We start from the raw sequence: 21,765 nt of genomic DNA on the forward strand, positions 1-21,765 counted from the left end.
ATACCAATTATGATATTTTCCCACAGCTGAGAAGACGTAGCAGCTTCCATTAAGTCACCTTTTTCGTTGGCGAGATGGAAACTTAGTAGAGATATTTGAGAGTTATGGAAATTTATAAAAATTAACCGAATGACATTGCTGGCGGCCCCCCTTCCCTCTGAAAGTTTTGATCAATGTCCTGGCCCATTCTCCCAAAACCCTGTTCCACCCTATCCTGCTTGGGGCCGAGTTTTCCGGGGTCTTTGCCTTTCAGTGGCTCCTCACGAAAATCGGCGAGGTGTTCCGCGATGAACCGGAGCTACGTGATTCCCTGGAGCAGCGTTTGATGGAAATTCTGGTGGATGAGGTGGGACACGTCGCGTTCAATCGTATGGTAGTCGGATCCACCGGACTCAAGTTTGCCAAATACGTGGCGGCTCATATTGCGGATGGAACCTCAGGCATGACACCTGAATTCCAGGCTCTCGGCTGGAACGCGAATACCATCCGCGATTTCGATAATTTTGATTATATGAGCCTTCCGGATGAGGTGCGCGGACGCGCATTCTTTGCTTGAGAGACAAGGCCACGCAGTCCTTATCCAATTGAGTACGTGACATGGGTGAGACTTCTGGAGCGCGTGGTCTTCCGCTTTTCAAGAGATCCCGTCCGTGATATGGAAAACCTCTTGCGAATAAACCCAGTGGCTATCGACTGCAGGAGGCTTTATGAAAAAGTTTTTGCCTACGCTCTTCTATGCTGCGCTGTCCCTCTCGTCTCAGCAGGTTGCTCAGGCTGGTGTAGGACTACCCAATCCGGCCGCGAAATCGTGCGTGGATCTTGGGGGAGTCCTCCAATCTTACGTCAAAGCCGATGGGGGCGACGCCATCACTCTGTGTGCCTTTAACGATGATGTTTATCTGAATGGCCTGATCGAACAGTGGACGCTCTTCCGGCACAAGAATGCCAGCGCGGCTCCATCCATGGCTGTCAAAGCCTATCTTGATCATGTCGCCTACCAGGCGCCGCAGTCAGGCCCGGTCGGCCACCCAGCCTTGCGCTACTGTAAGCAGCTCGGGGGGAATCGCTTCGTTATCCAGGAAATTTCAGGTGATGAATCCGGTGTCTGCGAGTTCGAGGATGGATCCCAGATCGAGGAATGGACTCTCTTCAGAGGCCCGGTGATTCACCAAAGCCTTTCGAAAGCTTTGCAATGAATTCGGTTTCTGCATAACACACCCTCATTGGAGAGATGGTTCAGATGGGAAAGAAACAATCCGTGGACGGCGTCAGTCTCCCGGCAGGCCAGACCGGTTCGACATTTTTCCGGAATATTATGAACGACGCGGTCGCCGCCTATCCGGAGGAATTTAAAAACTTTAAACTCCCCGGCGAAACGGCTTTCAAAAAGACCTTCGGCGAGGCCGTGGTGCAATTCGAAAGCTACCGCGTGGCCTCGCGCAAACGTTCTGAAATCGCCCTTTCCATGGTCCAGAGGACGCACGAACAGTTGCAGTTCAACGACGGACAATTCCAAGGGCTGTTTCAGGATTTTATGACCCAAAGCGGCGATCCTGTGAAAATCGAAACCAAAACCTTCTCCGGGAAAGCCGGGCTTGTTCCCTCGGTTCCCTTTCGCGGTATTACGTACTCAGGCCCCTCACTGAAATACCTGGGACAAAAACTGCTCAGCGAAAACAAAATGACCAAACGTGCCGCCACCGCGCTGGCATGGATTGCCGATTTTGCCGGGAGCAACGATGGAAAAATTGACCTGACGGGCCAAAAATTTGTGATCATGGGAGCGTCCGCTGAACTCGCCCCGACCCGACTCCTGCTGGCTGCAGGCGCCTCAGTGTTTTGGGTGGATATCAAGTCTCCTGATAGTCTTCTGAATGAAGCTCACAAATACTCAGGTTCCCTTTCCTATTGTTCCGATGCGAACAATATTCTGCTTCAGCCCAACCGGATTCGAGCCAGTATCGAGGCGTTTTCAAACGGCGATCCCGTCCACATCGGAATGTTTGCCTATGCAGCGGGCGCCAGCCAGGAGTGGCGACTGGCCGCGACCATGAACGCCATCATTCAGAGTCTCCCTCCATCCTGTGTGGCTTCGGTGGCCATGTTGATCTCGCCAACGTCCGCCGCTGTCGTTCAGCCGGAAGATGTGTCCAACGCTCATACGCTGAAGCAAAAACTTCCTCTCTGGCAGACCCTGCTCAAGTCGATGGGGCAGCTCAAACAAAGCGGCAGCGTCGACGGCAACGGCATCCCTGTCGCGCGGGCCATCGTTCCTCTGCAGGGGGTCAGTTATCAGGCCGCGCAGTATATCTCGAAAATTCTGGCCGCCGAAGTGTTTGCCACCCAGGGCATTGATTTGAAAGGTCCGCCACAGCCCCTGCGGGTGTCAGCCAACGTCGCTGGCATTACCAAAACGCGCTCGCTGAATCATCCTGTCTTCCAGGCTGCCTTCGTGGGCGCTCCGACCTTCGGCGTCGAAATCTTTGAAGTGCCCACAACCCAGGCCTTGGGTACCCTTCTGATCCTGCATGATTTGCTCGATCCAGAGGAGGACCCCCGGGGCGATATCAGTTCGCTCTTCACGAGACAGGTTCATGGCGGCATCTATTCGCGGGCTTTTGCTCTGGATCCTATGATCCGCATCGCCACGCTTTTAGGTATGGCGAAACGTCCGAAACTGCTCTTCAAGATGTTCTAAAACCGCCCTACTGCTGCGTCCAGGGAAACAATTCAAATGACATTTGATAGACGTGGTCCTGCGCAGCAGTCTTCACTTTCTGTTCGGTGCTTTGCAAAAAATCCAAAAACCGGCCCAGGATCTGCTTTCTCGCGTCATCATCGGCTGAAAACGTGACTGAAAAAGCATAGGTGTCCTTGGCCTCCGTTTGCTGCATGCGATGAAGACTCATGAGCTTCACCTGGTTAATCCAAGGGCGATAGAAGACGGATTCACGCGGCAGGTGCAGATCCTCGATCAGCAGCTGCACACCTTTCTGAAGGCGTTGAATGAGCCGCAGATCTTCCAGCTGCTTCAGGATCCGCTCAAACTGTGCTGACGAAAGGGCCAGGTCATTCGCCAGAAGTTGAGGATTGGCCTGGTATCGTGGAATGGCGAAGGCAACATGCACGATCTGATGAATAGGCTCCAGATAGTACGACATCATATTCGTTTCCTGCAAGGCGCCGGCCGAGATGTGTCTTTTAGTCTGCAGTTTTTCACGCTGCATTTCCTTGATCTGGTTTTGCAGAATTTTTTTTCTCTCAGCCAAGGCCGTCCTTTCCAGCTCCAGCAACAGCTTTAGATAGTCACACTCGTCTCCCTTCAATTGGAAATACTTACATAGCAAATAAAGCTGATCATAGTTGAGCTCCGCGCGGCTATGAATCACGCGGGACAGATGTGATTTTGTAACCCGCATGAACTGCGACAGATCCTGATAGCTGGTGGAAGGCTCGGTCTTCCTCTGCTGCGCCACCAGGTTTTTGATGATTGTGCGATAGCAGGAATATCTAAAAATGTCCATATGTTAGCCTTACTTTTTGCATTTTCTGCAACATTCATCCCCAGGTTGCTTACAAGGCAATTTACTTTTCACTGATTGATATCTAAAACTGACACAAAGTTCAAACCATTGGTGACCAAGCAGGATGGGGGGGGTTCGATATGTCTCGCCGTTTCAATATCGGTTTTTTCATAGGACTTATTTTTTGGTCCTGGGAACTGTCAGCCGCCTGGAGCAGCGGTGGTGGCGGGATGTTCAAAGACGCAAACAATCCATGGTTTGTGCAAAATACCGATACGGTTCGCTATTGCATTCGCATCGATAGCAGCCAGGCTTCGTTGAGCGAAGAGCAGGTGGATAGGGTCTTCCGCGGTGCCGTGGCCTACTGGCAACGCGAGTTTTCCTATACAAATTTCGCCACGGCTGATGTGGTGATCTCAACTCAAACCTTTGTGAGACAGGCCTGCCCGACAACGACGGCTCAGCCCATCGATCTGGTTCTGCAGATCGGTTATCTGACGGCGGCGCAGAAAGCCGAAATAAAATCCCATGCGAGCTATGCTTCGCTTGTCGTTCGCACCGATTACGACGCCGTGAATCTGCGCGCTCGGGGTTTTATCTATGTCGCTCCTGAAAAAAGCTTGAGCGATATCCAAGGCTATGAACTGACAGAAAACCCTTGGAGCGGTCAAAACCAGGTCCTGCTTTACTGGACTCTGGTGCATGAGCTGGGACATGTTTTTGGGCTTCAGCATACCGGCCAGGCCCCGTCACCGCGCAATATCATGTCCTATGGTTTTGTTGAGTACATTTTGCAAAAACGCAATTGGCCACTTTTGAGTTCCTACATCGGCTCCATGGCCTTCTTTGCCATTCATCCCCAACCGCAAAATGCGCCTGAATTGATCTGCCATACGCAGCTGACACAGACCGCACGAACCCTGCAAATGTTTTTTGGGATTCCCCCGACATGGCTATGTTTCGGCACCATACTCCGTGATCAGTCCCTTGAGATCTGGGCGGCTCCCGACATTCACCATTCCATGAACCCAACACCCATAGGCACTATTTTCTTTGAGCAGGAACGCAAGGAAGCTCGTCCCGCCATGACGTTTTGGACTCCCCGAGAGCAGCGCGTGCTCGCTATCCGGCAGCACCCCCTTCTACCCTCGTATATCGTGCGCAATATCAAAGGACGCTATGTGCAGGCGCAAACGGGCGGTCAACGCTGGCTTGGTCTGGTCCTGGACCCCACCCAGAACAGTCCCTTGCTCAATGATCTCAGAATCATTACGGATTTTAACGGGAACTCCTATATGGACCTTATGAAAGGATTTTAGTTGGAGATGATCTCCAAAGGAATCGTATACAATCAAGGAGGATTGCTTGATGAAACTTCGAATTTTAGCCGGTCTTATGTTGCTTGCGAGTCAGATATGCCAGGCGCAGGCCGCTCCTGATCAGTTGCATAACAAATTTATCGTGCAGGTTCCCTATGGTCTCAGTTATCTCGACTATCAACTCGCTCAGCCCACTGTCCTCAACCCTATCCGGGTACTCTATACGCTGCGCCCTTCCTGTCCCATTATCCCAAGTACCGGCGTTTCGGTTAAATATGCGGGCCTTCCGGGCTGGCAGGCGACCACGTATCAGAACGGCGGCTACTTTCAACACAACAACCAGAAGATCACTCACATTCGTTTCACCCTTTCGCAGTATAGCTATCAGTCAGAAAGCTGCGAACTGCAGATCCTGACTAAAGCCAAAGCCCCTCAGAAAGAAGTGTATGCCGGTTACCTGGCCTATGAAGGTGGCTTTGCGAAAGATCAGGAGATCCAACTGATTCATAATTTTAAAAGCGATAAGATTCGATTTGATGTGCCGGCATTCTGCCGAGGCATTGACTTCCAGAATGTGCGGCTGAAGAATAACGAAGAAAAATTTGTGAGTCTGAAGAAGACCGGTGCGACGACATTCGAACTGGGTCAGGCTCAGGAATTCGGCAAGCTCGTCCTGACCCTCAACGGGCCCAAGGAAAGCTGCGATATCCCAGTCTATATCTTTGAAGACGCCAACTGAATCAGGAACGAGGCGGCCCCTGGGCTGCCTTGTGACTCATGACTGTTCCACTTCGCGCAGAATCCTGGCTGGATTGCCGGCCACCACCGTGTTGGGCGGCACGTCACGGGTGACAATACTGCCAGCGCCCACGATACTGCCCTGCCCAATGCGAATGCCGGCCAGGATAATCGCGCGGCTGCCTATCCACACATCATCCTCAATCGTCACAGGCGCAGGTTCGGGCCGAATATGACGAAGCTGAGGATTTTCCTCATGCAGATCGCTATCAAAAATTAAAACCCCATAGCCGAACCGGCAGCGATCCCCAATTTGAATCGAACCGCTGGCGTTAAAAACACAGCCGTTGTTGATCATACAATCCGCGCCTATCCGCATGCGACCCTGGGCATGGACCACCAGTTCCGTTTCCGTACGGCCACTATGAAAACACGTCCCCGCGCCGATATAAAGTTCCCCTTGGGATTGCACCGCCAGGCGGCCGTGAACGCGGACCTTCTTACCGCGGGGGACAAACCGCAGGAAGTAGCTGCTGCGCACAAGGACCAAGGCGCGTTGGAAAAAGCTCATCAAGACCCCATGGCCAGGAATGAGGCGCTTATTTGCGCGCTTCAATCACAAAAGCCGGCGGAAAGTTTTTTGCCACAAATCGAACACGAACCTGAGAAAAATTCTGAGCCAGGTAGGCCCGAAGCATGCGGTTTTTCGGCAGGAAAAAAGTTTGCACATAAAGGAACGTGCGGAAACTTCCGCCTTCGCGAAGAAGATCGTGACTCGCATCGATGGTCTGCCGGGTGACTTCCCACGGTATATGAGTAAACGGCAGGCCCGATACGATGAGGTCCACCTGATTGCGCAGGCTCTCCATGATGACGTTCGGACTGCTATAAATTTCAGCTTCAGGATAGCTTTGCTTAAGCAGCTTTTGAAACACGGGATTGATTTCGATCAACACCTGGCGCTGCAGGTCTTCGAACCACGAAAAAGCCTGCGCGGTGAAACTCCCGGTTCCAGGTCCATACTCCACGTAAGTTTTGACTGCCTTTGGCATGACATCTAAAAACATGCTACGCGTCAATTGTTTGGACGATGGAACGATGGATCCGACCTGCAGCGGACTCTCCAGGAATTGCTTGAAAAAATCCCAGGTCGTCGCTGATCGTATTGATTTTCCAGGCATGCTTAATGGTTTCAAAGCTGCAACTCCTTCATGATGACAGGAGAACCAGCAAGCTCTATGCCGACAAAATGTCTTACTTTTCCGACTCGACAAATAAGATTTAAGGTCTATATTTTGGGGGTCGAACGTCACCTGAGGTGGATGCGTGCCCCCTATCCTTATAGCGAAAAACCAACGTCGTGACCGCACTGAGACTGTCCTGGGCAGGCTTCGTGAAACCATGCCAGCAGCCCAGAACGAGCTCCTTTACCAGACGCCGTTTCAACTTTTGGTCTCGGTCGTTCTTTCGGCGAAGGTCACCGACAAAATGGTGAATCGAGTGATGCAGCCGCTCTATGAACAGGGCTTCACGCCTGAGACTGTGATCGCGTGGGGTGTGGAGGGTTTCCTGGCTCGGATTCGCACGATTGGCTTGGCCCCAACCAAAGCCAGGAACGTGCATCGCATCAGTGAGATTGTCCTGGAACGCTTTCAGGGCGAGGTTCCCGCCACACGGGAAGAGCTCGAATCCCTGCCCGGCGTGGGTCGCAAAACAGCCAACGTTATTCTGGGCGAACTTTTCAAACAGCCCATATTTGCCGTCGATACGCACGTGTTTCGGGTGACGAGGCGCCTGGGGCTCCATGATGCGCCCAATCCGGACAAAGCGGAACGGGCCATGCTTGACCTTGTCGACCCCAGGCATCTGCCTGGGGCACATCATTGGTTCCTGCTGCATGGCCGTTATGTGTGCAAAGCGCTGCGACCCGAGTGCGAGCGTTGCCAGCTGCGGGAACTCTGCCCTACGCAAGGACGAGATCCGCAGCCAAGCTGAAAGCCGCGATGGAATGTAGACCTGCCGATGGCGGCAGAACCCGGCTCAGGGGAAATGCGGTATAGAAGTCATTGATAATAGACGGCGTAGGTCGAGACATAGTAACGAGGCTCCGTATGCCGCCCGCCATCAAACTCGCAGCCTGTGCCCAACGTACAGCCCAAACAGGAAGTCACTCCAGGCCTGCAGGTGTTATCGTAGAGCTCAACATTGTAGGTGAAGTTCACAGACCCACTGGCCAAGGCTCCAGTAATATCCTCGATCCAAGGATCCACCTTGTCTCCCGGACACCAGCCTGCTCGGGAATGGAAGTAATTGCCTTTTTGATTGGGATCGACAGTGGTCGCGCAGTTATCCCGCCAGATGCGGCGGCTAAAAACCTTGTCTCCCACCTTGAGGCTATGCTCCTTGGGACAGAATTCTGCACAGTTTTCAGCATTGCCCTGACCATGACCCGTGATGGACGTGACAAGCTTCGCCGATCGATAGCCGATCAACGGCAGGAGGGTTCCCGAGCGTTGCGTGTCCTGGCTGGGGTCTCCATAAACAATGTTGGCCTCACTCAGCAGGGGAAGAACATGGACCGGCCGCTGATCCAGAACCCCGGGAATATACTGGATACTCGCATCAACCAGCCAGCCATTGCCTTTGGGATGCCCAGGCCCGACCCAGGTATCAATGAACACACGAAAGTTTGCCTTGCCCTGCAGCAGCGGAAGAAAAGGACTGATATCGAAAGCCCACTCCGCTCCAATTCCATAAGGTGTGATAAAGCGCATCAACTCAAAATAACGACCTTGTGCATCCAGCATTCCAAACGATCCGAAGCGATCCCATCCATCGCACAGGCCATCCGGACAACTCAACTTAAAGTGCAGAATAGCCTGAGCGAAGGGCTCTGAGGAGGCAGGGAGCATAGCCTCAAATTGCCGCTCGCGGTGATTGTTCTCACCCTGGAAATAAACATGGGTGCCCGAGGTAAGAGTGACCCGCTCAGCCCGGGTCGTCCCGGTGGCCACCATCGACATGACGACTAGCGAGAAAAAAAACAGCAGTCCAATACGCATGACTTGACCTTTTTCATGAAAAAATTTGGGCAACATCAGACCATTCACCTGGCCGCCGGGGTTATCACTGTCCACCGACCATCGGCAAGCTTTTGCAGTTGGATCTCCGCTTGGAACATATAATGGGCATCGCCACGCTCCAGCAAGGTTCGAGTCATCGTGCGGAGATTGGGCCGAACCTGAACGCGATCCATCAGTTCACTGCCGATCGTAAGGGTCACGGGTCGACTGAAATCCACCATACTGGGGTGAAGCAGAACGCGCAGGCCCACCATGGACTCTGATGGTGCCAGACGAATGCTATTGGTGGTTTGATCATAGGAAGCTTCCACAAGTCCGGGGTTCACATCGCCCTGCTGAGGGGCCACGTCCAGCCAGTAAAACAGCTCCCTGGGCTCGCTAAGCTGGGACTTCAGCGTCTCATCGGTCAGGTAGCGCGCTCCAAGATTGGCGACCCGGGCGGCAGCAGTCTTGGGATCCCAATAGATTTTTTGAGGATAGGAATTGCGTTGATACTGATTGAGCCAGTCAATGGCATTGGTATTGCGGCTGGTACTCGTTGCAGCTTCACCCTTAAGCCAGTTTTCTGGATTGGCTACAATTTTTTGCTGGCGACGGCCGGCATCGTTGTCGCGCCAGCTGTTATGAGAGCCGCCCTCGTGCAGAAAGAGTTCGTGAACATAACCTTCCCGCTCCGCCTGGAGGCGGTTGAGTTCCACATGATTTTCCACGGCTACGGTATTCCGTTTGTAAGCAGAATCGTACTGGCCCATTTGAATCAGAAAAGGCGTGTTATAAAGATTATCAAACGTGATCCAGTTGTGGTGCCCGGCCGACATGTTAGCAGCCGCCCAACGGTCAGCCATCCGCGGTGTGATTTGATAGACGCCGTCTCCACCAGCTGAAAAGCCCATAATGTAAACGCGATTTGGATCCACATTTTCAAAGGCCACCAGGTTTTCAATCAGGTGATCATAAAGTGTGTAGGATTCATCAACAAAATGCAGATTCCAGGTATCGGTCACCCCACGCGTGGCCACATAGATCCCGGCGTCGACGCTGTCGAGATAGTAAATTTTCATATGCTCCCACTGGGAGTCATTAACATGGGCAGGGGCCGTTCCACCGCCATGCAAAGCGATATAGAGGGGATATCCATTCTCGGGCATCGCACCTTTTTTGGACAAGGAGAACTTCATTGTCTTGTCGCCATAGGTGATCTTTGTCGTTTCCTGCTCCGTGATGCGTCCGGCATCACTGGTCACCGCTTTGCGGTATTTTTCCCAGAGAGCCCGAGCTGCTGTATCCATGTCCGTGGTGTCTTCAAGAAATCGATCATGAGCAAGAAGGTCATCGAAACTCTGACTCTCGATCACCGCTTCCAGGGACTGAGATTGAGCGGACGCCCATAAAGGGCCTATAAGAAGGGATAAAAATAAACCACTATGCAGGAAAACTGGCAAATACTTCACCATAGATGATCCTTTCCGACCATAAGGATGACTTAATCCACTGCTTGTAAAAAGTTTCGCTTTCGCACATTAAGCACGTTCGCACACAGGGGTAAAGATTTATTTTTTTAACTTCCGGGAAGGATGATCGGTTCAAAATATGCGGGTAAATAGGCAGTTCGGATTGGATAAAGGGCGGCCTCGAGTCTGGCCGCAGCGTTCAGGGTCAAACTCTCAGGGCATTGTTTCCGCAGTCCTATGAATGCGCGACCCATCGGGTGTGGTCGCGACGAAGATCAGTTGATTGCCAAATGGGATCAAGCTCGCAGGACTCGAGGGTCCGGTTGGGTTGATATCCTTAACGAGAATCGTTCCAGCTTCTGTCCCGTCGGACTTCCAAAGTTCGCTGTTATGGGTCCCATCGTCTGTGCGGAAGTAAAGGATTGAACCTACGGCTGTCGGTGATGTCATAGCAATGCTGCCGCCCGATCGAATATCCTTGACCAGGACCGTGCCGGCCTCGGTGCCATTGGACTTCCAGAGTTCTGAACCATGTGTCCCGTTATCTGCAGTGAAATATAAGGTTCCGTTCACTGCTACCAAACTGCTGGGTGTGCTGCCGCCGCTGGAGGCGATATCCTTGACCATAACAGTGCCGGCATCGGTGCCGTCGGATTTCCACAGCTCGAGTCCGGATGTTCCGTCGTTGGCTCGGAAATAAAGGGTGCTATTGACCGCTGTGAAGAGTGAAGTGCCCGATCCGCTCTGGCTACTCGAGCCACCCGAATAGATATCCTTAACGAGAACTGTTCCCGCGTCGGTCCCATCCGATTTCCAAAGCTCCCGACCGGAACTCGTCACGGACGCCGTAAAAAACAGCGTGCTTCCGATGGCAAGGAAGTCGGACGGTGCGCTTTGCAGAACGGCATCGATGTCCTTAACCATAACGGTTCCCGCTTCCGTGCCGTTCGATTTCCACAGCTCGATACCGTGCGAACCGTCATCAGCCGCAAAGAACAGAGTTCCATTGACATTGGTGAGCGATGCCGGTGAACTGCCGCTGGAGTCCGGATAGATATCCTTCACCATGATGGTTCCCGCATCCGTTCCGTCCGTTTTCCAAAGTTCCATACCAGATAAACTATCATCGGCTGCGAAATAGACGAGGCCGCTCACCTCGGTCATGGAGTAAGGCGTAATCCCTGACTTGACCTTGACTGTTCCAGCTTCAGTCCCATCTGTTTTCCAAAGGCCTGTACCGGTATTATCGAGTGCCGTGAAGAACAACTTGCCGCCGGCGCTGATGAAGTTCGCCGGGGCACTGTTGGAAGCACCCGAATAAATATCTTTGACCATCTGCGATCCGTTTAAAGTTCCATCCGTGGACCAAAGCTCAACACCATGCGTTCCATTGCTGGCTCGAAAGTACAGCTTGCCGCCAAAGGGATAAAAACCCGTGATACTGCTTAAACCAGACGTAGAAACGACTTCAGGCGCAAGCCGGTATTCCTTATAAGCATTAATGGGTCCATAACCGCTTGATGGAACACATTTCGATTCGCTCACGCGGCTGTAACGATCCGATGTAGTGGCGTCGGTATTGTAAGCGTAATGGTCGGATACTGTATGATAGGATGGGTTCGTGTCATCGCAGTCGGTCGTACTCAGTGCGCTCGTCAGGTATCCCGTTGGGAGTGCACTTCCTGAACAGACAGTGCCAGCGCTGGCTATGGAATGACCATCGCCATCGGCATCCCGATGCGAAAAGGCCAGAGTTTGCCATTTTAAAGCGTTCGAACTATCGCAATCATTATAAACAACCTGTGGCAGCGTGAGAGTGTATTCGGTATTGGACGGACAGACTGTGGCCGAAAGAGAACCGTCCGCGTAACCGTCACTGTCAACATCGGTCAGTTTATAGCGTGTGGCCTGAAGAGAATCATCGATACCGGCACAAACATCGGCACTATCAGCGATACCATCCCCATCTGTATCCACTGGGGTACCCGACGTGTTGCCTGAGGTATTGCCGGAATTTCCGCCCGAGGTGTTACCGGTAGCACCGCCCGAAGTTTGACCCGCATCGTTCGTCGCACCGGTGTCGGACGTCGACTGGGTTGATGGCGTCCCGGTTTCTGTCACCACATCCTTGTCATTCTTAGTGTCCGTCGTGCCACCGCTTGGGCTGTATGGAGTCGTTCCCTTGGCTTTATCCGAACCTCCGGATTCATCCGTGGAAGCTGGGGCATCGTCGCCTTCAGCGCCGCCCTTTCCGTCGGGCTTGGTGCACGCGGATAGAATAAACAAAAGGGAGATGGCAATGAGGGCTTTCATGGGCGACCCCAAAATAATTTAGAAATCCACTTTCAAATTTAATCGGTGTGGGGGGCTCCTATTCTTAAGCCCGCAGCATCTTATTTTTCAATTCGAAGCAGCTTCAGACCGATGCATAGCCGAACCAACAGTCCGTATTTTAATGCCATGAAACCATGGATTTTTTAATGGACTCAAAATCCATCCGGGCCCTCGTCAGATACAGGCTTGAACTTGAGTTTGTGCTTTGCATCGTGCGGCTTCTCCACCTGCAGGCGGGGCTGTATCATCAATTTGAGCTAAAATGGAATGGAACGTCACCATAATCCATAAGGATAAATGAGCCGCAACAGCCTGTGAAAAAATCCATCGGTGACCTGCTATTGTTCACTATTTCATGCGTTCCGCATGGGAATTTCCCTTTCCCCCGCTTTGCATACTCCCTGTAAGAATTTGGACCGCCCTTTGCAATCGCCCTGGTGCACACGAAAATTTAATGAATGCAAGAAAGGGCCGAGTATGTCGAACCATCGTTTTTCTGTAGGAATTTTGTTCCTTTGTTTACCCATAAATGGCTGCAGTCCCGCATCCAAAAGGTACACGGGAACGCAGACCAGCGTCAGTGCCCCTGCCGTGGAAAATGAAAATGAGGCTACCGTTGAGCAGGACGAGGCAGCCAGCGATTCCAGTATTGCAACCGCCAGTGATGACAAAAAACCCAATCCCATGACCCCTCCCGCATCAGTTCCCAACTACTGTGGGGGCCTGGGTATCGTCGGCGGCACGGCGACGACAGCCAATGATATGGTGGCGAAATCAACTGTACGTTTGATCATTGGCCAAGGCTCCTGCACAGGGACAATCATTGGCCCCAACCAGATCAGCACAGCTGCTCATTGCCTGGAAACCAATCCGGTTTTCTCGACCATTCAAATTGAGTTTGGCATCATACCGGCGGCCAGCCCTGATGTAAAAGTCAAAGGCTATTCCGTTCACCCTGATTACAAAGGGCTGGGGCTCACGCAGAATGGTTATCCCAATTTAAGACTTTTCGATGTGGCGGTCATTGCCTTCGACGGCAAGATCCCTCAGGGGTTTGGTATAGCGCCGGTGGGTTCCACCGCCAACCTCCAGCCGGGAGCCGAGGTGATTCTCGCTGGCTATGGAGCTTATACCGACACCGATATGCAGGAACGTCCCCTCACTCAGGTCAGAAAACCAGTGGCCCTGTTCGATCGTAATTTCAAGGAAATCCAACTTCAGGTTGGTGGACAAAAAGGCGGCTGCTATGGGGACTCGGGTGGACCGAGTTATGTGATGAGCGAGAATGGACTGTGTCTCAAGACGCTGAGTACCACAACCGGTCCTGGCCGTTCAGGGAATGGAACCTGTGCCGAAGGCAGTGGAACACTGATGGATATCACCGCCCATCAAGGTTGGATGAGCTGTGCTTTTGAAAAGCTGGGATCGCCTTTGGCTTATTTGCTGAAAGACGAAAGTAAAGAGGCCTGTGACCGGACCACGGTCGCCAAGTGAAGGCTGGAAACAAGAAAAGCCTGGGTCACGAGAGACCCAGGCCTTAAGAAAACGCTTTCGATCAGAGCTTTTTGAACATATCGACGAGAGGATTGCTGTTGTCTTTCTTTTCTTTATCAGCCTTCAGCTTCTTCTCGACGAACTTGGCCAGACACCATTCATGGTTACGGCTCAAACGCACCGATGCAGGATTGACCGTGGCATTCACGAGGAATGTGCCTTCGAGGCTGCCTTGGCTGAAGTTCAGGCTGGGATACAGGCTTTCCTTGCCGCGGAATGCCACCAGGTTGAGGGGCCATACTTCTTTTTCCTGAATGCCCAGGGCGCAGTCCGAAGTGAAGAGTTCGTCTTTCCATTCAGAGAATGCATAGTCGTGAGTATAAGGACTGGTTTCGCCCACAGCGTCCGGAATCTTTTGGAACTGGATCGCGTGCTTATAGAAGAGTCGAACGTCAGCAGCTTCAGACACCACAAAGTCGGAGTTGACGACCAGCTTGCCGATCAATGTAGCTTCCGTCTCAGGCTCATAGGTCCAGGTATCCGAACCGTAGACCAGGAAGATAGGCGCCTGGCCGAGTTCCAAGGAACCGTTAAGGGCCAGGAAGTGGCGGCGGAAGTCGAGATCACTTTGGGCTTTCTGACGAAACATTTCTTTCGTTGCAGCGCTGGGTGGAACCATCCAGACAAACCGAGGACCTTTAGGATTTTCGACCTTCTGACCGTTCACATTCATTTCAGCCAAATGATTGGCCTGGAGTTCGCGGGGGTCGAAGATATAGTTGAGGCCCAGGATATGACGCGAGAAGTACTGCGCGGTATAGAAAAAGCGCGAGAAGGCGCCGACACCGGACAGGTTACCTTTTTCAAAACTCAAGCGGTTCGACAGATATTTGGAGTAGAAGTTATTGTCGATGATCGGTTGACCAGCGGCATCCTTCTCAAAGCTTTGACCACCGATGTCATGCTGGGCGATCAGGACCTGGCTCTCGGAAGCGCCATCCACGAAGAACTTGGCAGCGATAGCGGGAGTGAAACGCTCTTTCACGCTGGTAGGGACAGCACTGGACAAGCGACCCAGAACGCAGTCGTTGCGGGTTGCGTACTGACCGGTCAGGCCGAGTTGAGCTGCGCCTTCCAGAGGAACATAGCTCATCTTCACGTTCACACCAAAACGGTGGGTCAGGCGCACAGTGTCACGCAAGTGACCTTCGCGGTAGGGACGAATTTCACTGCCGTAGAAATCCGAGTCTTTGGCTTTGGAACCAGCCCAGTCGAATTTTGTCCAGCCGGAAAAGATTTTCCAGAAGCGTAGGGCCGAGCCGTTGCCGAACGTCACGACATCTTTAAAATCAGATTCCGGAGCATACAGTGCATCGGGCTGCTGAGCCGTACCTTCGATGCGGTCCCAAACCATTTCCAGTTTGCCGCAGGCCGTGGAGTCATCCGATTGGTTGGCCGCGTGCAAATCACGAGCAAGGTCGGTAAAGGAAACGATTTGTGCCTGTAACGGGGCCTTGTCCGGATTTTTCAAGTAACCGTTCTGAGTTTCTGCACTCATTGCAGCGGGCGCGAGAGCCAAAAGCAGGGCGATCCAACGAACACCATTTAAACTTTTCATACTTGTCTCCTTTGACAGCGTATAACTTGGGAAAGTGATTATTTATCCTGCAAGGCGATAAAGCCGGGACTTGTCATAAATTGAACGATGACGTAACGCTCCAGATCAGACTTATCCGATTTGCTGGCGGCCTGCTTCAGAAAGGGCTTGGGCTCAAGGCTGTCCACTTTTTGCGCCAGGAGATCACGGATGAATTGATCCACCATGGTTTCCTGCTCGCGGGCCTTGGGATAGTGTTCCATAATAATGTCCTTGATCATGCGGCTCATCTCGGCATCATTGCCGCCTAAAGCCACGGATGATCCCAAGAGCAGCCCACCCAGGGAAAGACTGGAAAGCGCGAGGACACGACGACGATTGCATAGAGTACGGAGCATGGGGGTATCCTTCTCTTAGATGTTGATACTTTGTGGAATCAGCGACGGCTTCAGGTACGGGTAACTCGTGCGACGGCTTCGGTTGCGATGATTGATTTCGCTTTCGACATGGCGCAAACGGTCCTGGAATTTCCACATGGCGGGAAGAATGCGTTTATCGTCGAAGGTCCCGATCGCATAACCCCCGAGTTGGGTGTAATAAGTATCGCCCAATAGTTTCAAGGTGTGCGTTTGCTTGATCGCGCGATCCAGAGGTGGCAGGAATTCAACCGCCTCTTTTTCCGTCAAACCCAATTGGGTCAGAGCCGGAGCGTAGCCCGCCAGGGGTTGATACGGAACAGCAGCGGCTCGTCCTTGTGGAAAGTTCACGGCCGCATGTTGCGCTGACGCCGTAAAGATAATCATGGTCAAGGTTTCGGTTAAAACCTGCCGGGTGTTGATCCGATCATTCGGGGCAAAACCCTGGATGCGGCCGCACGCCGGATCGATGATCTCGGCGGTCCACTGAGCCAGCTCAGTATCGCCTTCCACATCAGCATCGTTCATGTAGTAGGTATTCACATAATCGCGGACCCAGTTTTCGATGGCCGTCCAAATCAGGAGGGCATCGTCACGGTAGGGATAGTTTTTCAAGGGACCGCCAACATCAACACCACGACGGACCAGGTCATTGGGCAGGAAGGCGTTACGGAAATGGAAGCCGTTTCGGATCTGGCTCAGCACTTTATACGCCGACTCAATCTGGGGGGCGAGAAGCTGCTCGACCTTGCCATCGCGGTTGATGAGGCGGCGAACGGCCAGAGTATTGATGGGAATGGTGCCTTCAAAGTGGGGCGTCAGAAGCTGATGCAGGGGATGTTTGTCCGACAGCTGGCGATAGGTCGCAACCACAATCGGGTCGATCACAAGGTGCGTGAGACCCAGGTGACTGGCGACTTCATGGTAATTGATATCAGCGGTCTTGACCATGGTCTTGGCAATCAGCCAATCCCAACTGCCCGAGCGTTGCGTGACCACGGGATACTGATTCTTATCCTGACCCGTTTGAATGCCGATGACTTCGAGATTCTGGCTGCCACGTGGCAAGGCCAGCATCACGATAGGCGCATAGATAAATTTCGGCTGATCCGGATGAACGCCCGGTTCCAAACCTGTGAGAATTTCGTAGTCCACTATAAAGAGGCGACCTTCGCCTAGGGCGTCCTGCAATTGATCCTGACGGAAAGCAGGATGAGCGGCGAACAGGTCCTGAGTGAGATTCAATTTGGCAGGAATTTCAGTCATGGTGCGAATGACCAGAGGATTCAAACCGGCTACGAAGTAATCAGCGAATTCACTTTCGTTCATCAGCTGATCGGCGCCTTCAGGCACAGCAAAGTGCTTAAACAGCTTGTAGTATTCTGTGAACGTTTGCGGCCGCTTGTGATCAAGCGCCACGCCTAAATCCGGATCGGAATAACCAAGGATGCCAACAAGGTCTTTTTTCAGGAGCATCTGCGCGATTTCGGGGATGGATTTTTCGTCGAGCTTGCCCTGAAAAACATAGCCTTCTTCGTCCAGGATTTTCTCCCAGTTCCGGCGCAGCTTATAAGCTGTGGCTACAAGTTTCAAACTCCAACCTGGCCCGGCCTTGGCTTCTTCCGGGACGCTGGCTGAAATTGGCACATACTGAACCACGCTTTGATCATAACGGAATTTTTCCCGAAAGCTGACCAGGCGCTCCTGGCGTTCACCGTGGTTCCGCGTGTGCTGGGGGAGGCTGACTCCCTCGAACATCGACATGATAGTTCTCCGTAGGATTGGGAAGGGGCTCTCAGAGCCGTCATTGATGGAACTGACCGTTGGTCAGCGGTGAATAGTCGAGCCGTTAGGTTTTGTCAAATACAATTCTATTAACTTGTTTCTTTTATTTATGTTTTCTTGTATTCTAAGGGGGTTATATCAAATGAATTATGTTCAGTTGGAGGCGAGATGGAATCCAGGGCCCTAAGCGAAGCGGACAAGGAGCGGAAGTACGAGAAGATCCTGAGCACGACCCTTAAGATGTTCAAACGTGAGCGTCGTTTGCATACAGCTGCGGAAATCTGCCGCGAGGTTAAAATTGCCAAAGGCACTCTTTACCTCTACTTCAGCACCAAGGACGAAATTTACATGGAGCTCCTGGTTCGCAACTTCCGGCGGTGGCATGAAGGACTGCGCGAATATATTCTGGACCAGTCCCCTGATCCCTCGACGTTCATCGTCCATATGTGCCGGAGCCTCGCTGACTTTACGGATTTTGTCGATCTTCGGGCCCTGGCCACGGTGATCCTCGAAGAAAACCTCCCCCCCGAATCCGTGCGCGATTCCCGTCAGAAAAATCGCCAGGAAACGCGCCGCACCTGTCAGCTGATGGTGCGAAGCTTTCCACAGTGGACGGAAGAATTTTGTGAGATCAGCTTACGGCGCTTTTACACTTACGGGATTGCGCATTGGAAGGAATGTTTCCCGCCAGCGGCTGTGGTCGCAGCCCTGCCGGATGAGTATGGGGATATGGAAAAGCTGCGCGCGGAATTTTTTTCAGAGATCCTGGTCATGAATCGACTGATCTGGGGACTGCGCTCCGAAGCGGGTTGACCAGCCTTGCGTGGCGCATTAACTCAAAAAAATTAACTGGATAACCTAGTCATTTTGGGATACAAGACCTCCAGAAAACTGGCATTCTCTGGAGTGAAGACTATGACCCTCAATGGATTGCTGCCTTATCTCACGTTTTGGGTTCTGTGGTTCGCCTTGACCAATGGTCTGGAATTTCTTCTGCTCCGCCGTCGTCTGGTGCCCCTGGCCTCGCCTTATATGACAATCGCCAATCAAGTCGCTAACCTTTTGCACGCGGCCGTCGTGATGCTTCTGGGTTTCTATATTGTCTTCGCAGAGTTTAACCTGCAAAACCCGCTGACGTTTTGGCAACGGGAACTGGCTGAATTCAGCAGCGCCTTCTTCCTTGTCGATACCATGGCGCTCCTGGTCTTTCGCCATAAGAAGTGGGATATCTTCCTCCATCACATCCTTTGCCTCATCAGCTTTCAGGTTTTTTTCCATGACAATGCATCCGGCTGGATCATGGCGGCAACCGTGGCCCTGGCAGAAATGGGTCCCTGCATCTATATCGAGAATATTGCCAAACGTTGGGCTGTGCAATCAAAGCGTTTTTACCAATGGAACGACCGCCTCTACCTGGCCTCGTTCCTTTTCACCCGCCTTGGCTGTCTGAGCGTTATCTTTTTTATCGCCTTGTTCTGGGCACCGGCCAGCTTCGGCGTTCTGCTGGTAGGCATGGGGCTTTGGGCGATTGGATTCTATTGGAGTTACCTGCTGCTGCAGCGGTATCGTCGCCGCTATCGGAGCGCCTCATGAAACGGAAACTTCTGATCTTTGATTTGGATAACACTCTGATCGATCGTTCGATGCAACCCGTGCCACACGTTCATCCGGCTTTGTTCTCCAAGATTCAGGCCGACGCGGCCGCGCTTGGTGTGCAGCTGGACTTCGCCTTGATCACCAACTCGTGTTATGAATCCGCGCGGGAATGGGTCCCGGACTTTGCTCACCTGTACTTCGAGAATGGCGCTGTTCGTCTGGTCGAAGGGCAAATCCAGCCGCAGCTGACCACGGAACAGGCTCATGTGGCTTTGATTCGTGATGTTCTTCAGAATATTCTGGTCGAACAAGAGCCGCATATCGCCGCCGTCTCGTGGAAACATTTTACCGTCGCCATCCATGGCCATGAGGCAGGTTTTATCCGCCGTATTCTTCCCGCTTTACAGGCCTGTGTGAAGCCGCTGGGTTGGATGGCACTGGCCTCAGGAGCGACCACGATCGAAATCGGTCCAATTTTTCTCGACAAAACATTTGCGCTGGATCGGATCCTGGCCACCAGCGAGTGCTATGACGAGATTGTGTTCATCGGCGATAAAATGTTCCCAGGCGGCAACGATTATGCGCTGGCCATGGATCCGCGCGTTCACACCGCGATCGAAGTCGCCCACTGGCGAGACACCGGCATTCTTCTGAGCCAGCTCAAGGATCTGGATTTTAACCGCGCTCTGGACCATACCACCGCACGCCACGTTGTGCCACAGTCAGACACACCGAATTTTGCTTCGTTACGGACGGACGTTCGTACGATTTTTCTCGATTTCGATGGGACTTTGACGACCCAGGGTTCCCAGATCTATCATCCGAATATTGAGGTTTTTCATCGCTTGCACGAAGAGGGGCGCAGTCTATGGATCGTGACCGGCCGCTCGCTCGGTTGGTGCGATATGATGCTGCAGGCGCTGCCCATCGATGGCATCATCGGCGAAAATGGAGCCTTTGCCTTGTTCTGGGACAAGGGCCAAATCAAGCGTTGGACCTCACCGGCGATTCCGGCCGTCGCCACTGAGCAATTGCAGGCTTTAAAAAAGACCCTAATGGAACGCTTTCCTTATATCACGTGGGCGAGCGACCAGAATTTTCGCGCCTATGATCTGGCGATCGTCACAGCAGAACATGGAACCTATTTATCCCCAGCCCAGATTGATGAGCTGGCGGCCTGCGCCCGTAGTTTCGGTGCCTCGTATTCGGTCAGCTCCATTCACATCAATATATGGATGGGCTCATATAACAAAGCCCAAAGCCTGCTCGATTTCTTTGGTACAGTTCGTCAGATCAGCTACCAGCAGATCCAGAAGCAGGGGCTTTTTATTGGTGATTCGCCTAATGATGAGTCCTTGTTCCGTTTGCTGCAAAACAGTTTTTCCGTAGCCAACATCCATGAATTCATCGACCAGCTTCAATATAAACCGCGGTACATCGCACGAGGCTTCGCCGGCGAGGGCAGCCATGAGATTCTCCGTCAGCTGCTGCGCGCCCCGCTCGATCCCCTGCCCGATGATCGCTATGCGATCTCTCTCGTTATTCCGTGTTTCGAAGAGTTGGCCAAGCTGGAAAACTCACTGAAATCATACGCCGCTGCGGCTCATGTTTTGCTGGAAACAAAGGGCCTGAAAGCCGAAGTTGTCCTGGTGGACAATAACTCAGGCAATGCGGCCGCGATCGCGCAGCTGGCGCAGAGGTATCGGCAGCACCTGGATCTTGTCCTCGTGCATCAACCGGCCTTGCCTTCGACCTTTTCCCTTTGCAGCGCCCGCAATCGCGGTGTGATGAATGCCCGAGGTTCTCTGATTCTTTTCACGGACTCGGATTGCATGATCGCTCCGGATTTTTTAGTGGAAGCCCTGCGCTTCGTGGACCAATCGTCTCTGCCGCAGCATTGGATCGTGACGGGCGAACGCGTTTTCGTCCAGACACCCCGGAACATTCCTGAGGCGACGCCGTCACTGTTTTCCAATCTGCCCCCCTGCCCTTCCCCTTCCAACTATGGTTTGACGAAGGATCGACGGTTTCCCTGGATGGAACAGCTTCCCGCCGTAGAGCATCCCTGGAATTTCGTGCATGGCTGTTTCATGTTGATGAAAAAATCCGTTTACCTTGCGGTTGGTGGCTCGAACACGGATTATGATGGGCACTGGGGCTACGAGGAAATCGATCTGGCCCATGAAATCGTCCGCCAGCTGCAAGCGCAGATTTTCTATAGCCCCTTGACCAAGGTCTATCATCAGGAATTCCCTGAGGACGCTCTGAAAATCCAGACGAATGCCCACCGTACAGGCAAGTCGCAGAATCCCAATTGGCAGCGCGTGTGCCGCAAAATAGAAGGCTTTGAGGATTTCAAGGCCAGGCAGTTTGCTCGTCTTGGCATAAGTATGCACTAATCCAATGCCCCCCGCCTGTCGCTATACGG

The 21,765-nt window shown here is 52.6% G+C and carries 19 protein-coding genes; 10 read left to right on the forward strand and 9 right to left on the reverse strand.

Annotation, left to right across the window (positions count from 1 at the left end):
* The first annotated feature begins 166 nt into the window (after positions 1 to 166).
* The 3 genes from VE954_RS30950 to VE954_RS30960 all read left to right on the forward strand — a co-directional run bounded on the left by VE954_RS30950 (position 167) and on the right by VE954_RS30960 (position 2,698).
* Complete coding sequence (locus tag VE954_RS30950) at positions 167 to 556, forward strand: hypothetical protein (protein ID WP_324960274.1); 390 nt, start codon at positions 167 to 169, stop codon at positions 554 to 556.
* A 151-nt stretch (positions 557 to 707) separates the two neighbouring features.
* The gene (locus tag VE954_RS30955; protein WP_324960276.1) at positions 708 to 1,196 is read left to right on the forward strand and encodes a DUF333 domain-containing protein; all 489 of its coding nucleotides are present in this window, start codon (positions 708 to 710) and stop codon (positions 1,194 to 1,196) included.
* Between the two features lie 44 nt (positions 1,197 to 1,240).
* Positions 1,241 to 2,698 (forward strand): hypothetical protein, encoded by a 1,458-nt coding sequence (locus VE954_RS30960; RefSeq protein ID WP_324960278.1) that lies wholly within the window; start codon positions 1,241 to 1,243, stop codon positions 2,696 to 2,698.
* A gap of 7 nt (positions 2,699 to 2,705) precedes the next feature.
* Here the strand turns inward: VE954_RS30960 and VE954_RS30965 are convergent, their stop codons facing one another.
* Positions 2,706 to 3,524, reverse strand: coding sequence for a DUF4423 domain-containing protein (locus VE954_RS30965; protein WP_324960280.1), 819 nt, complete (start codon positions 3,522 to 3,524; stop codon positions 2,706 to 2,708).
* Positions 3,525 to 3,664: 140 nt separating this feature from the next.
* On the opposite strand from VE954_RS30965, the gene VE954_RS30970 reads away from it, so the two are divergent.
* Both VE954_RS30970 and VE954_RS30975 read left to right on the forward strand, forming a co-directional pair.
* Entirely contained in the window at positions 3,665 to 4,843 is a 1,179-nt protein-coding gene (locus VE954_RS30970) for a matrixin family metalloprotease (protein WP_324960282.1), read from the forward strand.
* A 49-nt stretch (positions 4,844 to 4,892) separates the two neighbouring features.
* Positions 4,893 to 5,582, forward strand: coding sequence for a hypothetical protein (locus VE954_RS30975; protein WP_324960284.1), 690 nt, complete (start codon positions 4,893 to 4,895; stop codon positions 5,580 to 5,582).
* A gap of 36 nt (positions 5,583 to 5,618) precedes the next feature.
* Here the strand turns inward: VE954_RS30975 and VE954_RS30980 are convergent, their stop codons facing one another.
* Entirely contained in the window at positions 5,619 to 6,152 is a 534-nt protein-coding gene (locus VE954_RS30980; protein WP_324960286.1) for an acyltransferase, read from the reverse strand.
* Between the two features lie 28 nt (positions 6,153 to 6,180).
* Positions 6,181 to 6,777, reverse strand: coding sequence for a hypothetical protein (locus VE954_RS30985; protein ID WP_324960288.1), 597 nt, complete (start codon positions 6,775 to 6,777; stop codon positions 6,181 to 6,183).
* A 130-nt stretch (positions 6,778 to 6,907) separates the two neighbouring features.
* On the opposite strand from VE954_RS30985, the gene nth reads away from it, so the two are divergent.
* Positions 6,908 to 7,576: an endonuclease III gene (gene nth, locus VE954_RS30990; protein WP_324960290.1), complete on the forward strand. Its 669-nt coding sequence runs from the start codon at positions 6,908 to 6,910 to the stop codon at positions 7,574 to 7,576.
* A 68-nt stretch (positions 7,577 to 7,644) separates the two neighbouring features.
* Here nth and VE954_RS30995 read toward each other — a convergent pair whose 3' ends face one another.
* The 3 genes from VE954_RS30995 to VE954_RS31005 form a co-directional block, all read right to left on the reverse strand.
* Complete coding sequence (locus VE954_RS30995) at positions 7,645 to 8,679, reverse strand: peptide-N-glycosidase F-related protein (protein ID WP_324960292.1); 1,035 nt, start codon at positions 8,677 to 8,679, stop codon at positions 7,645 to 7,647.
* A gap of 8 nt (positions 8,680 to 8,687) precedes the next feature.
* The gene (locus VE954_RS31000) at positions 8,688 to 10,118 is read right to left on the reverse strand and encodes a prolyl oligopeptidase family serine peptidase (RefSeq protein WP_324960294.1); all 1,431 of its coding nucleotides are present in this window, start codon (positions 10,116 to 10,118) and stop codon (positions 8,688 to 8,690) included.
* A gap of 210 nt (positions 10,119 to 10,328) precedes the next feature.
* The gene (locus VE954_RS31005; protein ID WP_324960296.1) at positions 10,329 to 12,428 is read right to left on the reverse strand and encodes an ELWxxDGT repeat protein; all 2,100 of its coding nucleotides are present in this window, start codon (positions 12,426 to 12,428) and stop codon (positions 10,329 to 10,331) included.
* A gap of 498 nt (positions 12,429 to 12,926) precedes the next feature.
* Here VE954_RS31005 and VE954_RS31010 point away from each other — a divergent pair, with 498 nt between their 5' ends.
* Entirely contained in the window at positions 12,927 to 13,943 is a 1,017-nt protein-coding gene (locus VE954_RS31010; RefSeq protein WP_324960298.1) for a trypsin-like serine protease, read from the forward strand.
* Positions 13,944 to 14,004: 61 nt separating this feature from the next.
* On the opposite strand, the gene VE954_RS31015 is transcribed toward VE954_RS31010, so the two are convergent.
* From VE954_RS31015 to VE954_RS31025, 3 genes are read right to left on the reverse strand one after another with little or no spacing between them, the layout of a single operon-like run.
* Positions 14,005 to 15,561, reverse strand: coding sequence for a hypothetical protein (locus VE954_RS31015; protein WP_324960300.1), 1,557 nt, complete (start codon positions 15,559 to 15,561; stop codon positions 14,005 to 14,007).
* A 38-nt stretch (positions 15,562 to 15,599) separates the two neighbouring features.
* On the reverse strand, positions 15,600 to 15,938 hold the full coding sequence (locus VE954_RS31020) for a hypothetical protein (RefSeq protein WP_324960302.1): 339 nt from the start codon (positions 15,936 to 15,938) through the stop codon (positions 15,600 to 15,602).
* A 15-nt stretch (positions 15,939 to 15,953) separates the two neighbouring features.
* Positions 15,954 to 17,720 (reverse strand): lipoxygenase family protein, encoded by a 1,767-nt coding sequence (locus VE954_RS31025; RefSeq protein WP_324960304.1) that lies wholly within the window; start codon positions 17,718 to 17,720, stop codon positions 15,954 to 15,956.
* Positions 17,721 to 17,909: 189 nt separating this feature from the next.
* Between VE954_RS31025 and VE954_RS31030 the strand changes: the two genes are divergently transcribed.
* The 3 genes from VE954_RS31030 to VE954_RS31040 all read left to right on the forward strand — a co-directional run bounded on the left by VE954_RS31030 (position 17,910) and on the right by VE954_RS31040 (position 21,736).
* Positions 17,910 to 18,554 (forward strand): TetR/AcrR family transcriptional regulator, encoded by a 645-nt coding sequence (locus VE954_RS31030; protein WP_324960305.1) that lies wholly within the window; start codon positions 17,910 to 17,912, stop codon positions 18,552 to 18,554.
* A gap of 102 nt (positions 18,555 to 18,656) precedes the next feature.
* The gene (locus tag VE954_RS31035; protein WP_324960307.1) at positions 18,657 to 19,334 is read left to right on the forward strand and encodes a hypothetical protein; all 678 of its coding nucleotides are present in this window, start codon (positions 18,657 to 18,659) and stop codon (positions 19,332 to 19,334) included.
* Positions 19,331 to 21,736 (forward strand): HAD-IIB family hydrolase, encoded by a 2,406-nt coding sequence (locus tag VE954_RS31040; RefSeq protein WP_324960309.1) that lies wholly within the window; start codon positions 19,331 to 19,333, stop codon positions 21,734 to 21,736. The genes VE954_RS31035 and VE954_RS31040 overlap by 4 nt, the downstream gene beginning before the upstream one ends.
* The last annotated feature ends 29 nt before the right edge of the window (positions 21,737 to 21,765 follow it).

The sequence above is a fragment of the Oligoflexus sp. genome, from assembly GCF_035638955.1.
Lineage (GTDB): Bacteria > Bdellovibrionota_B > Oligoflexia > Oligoflexales > Oligoflexaceae > Oligoflexus.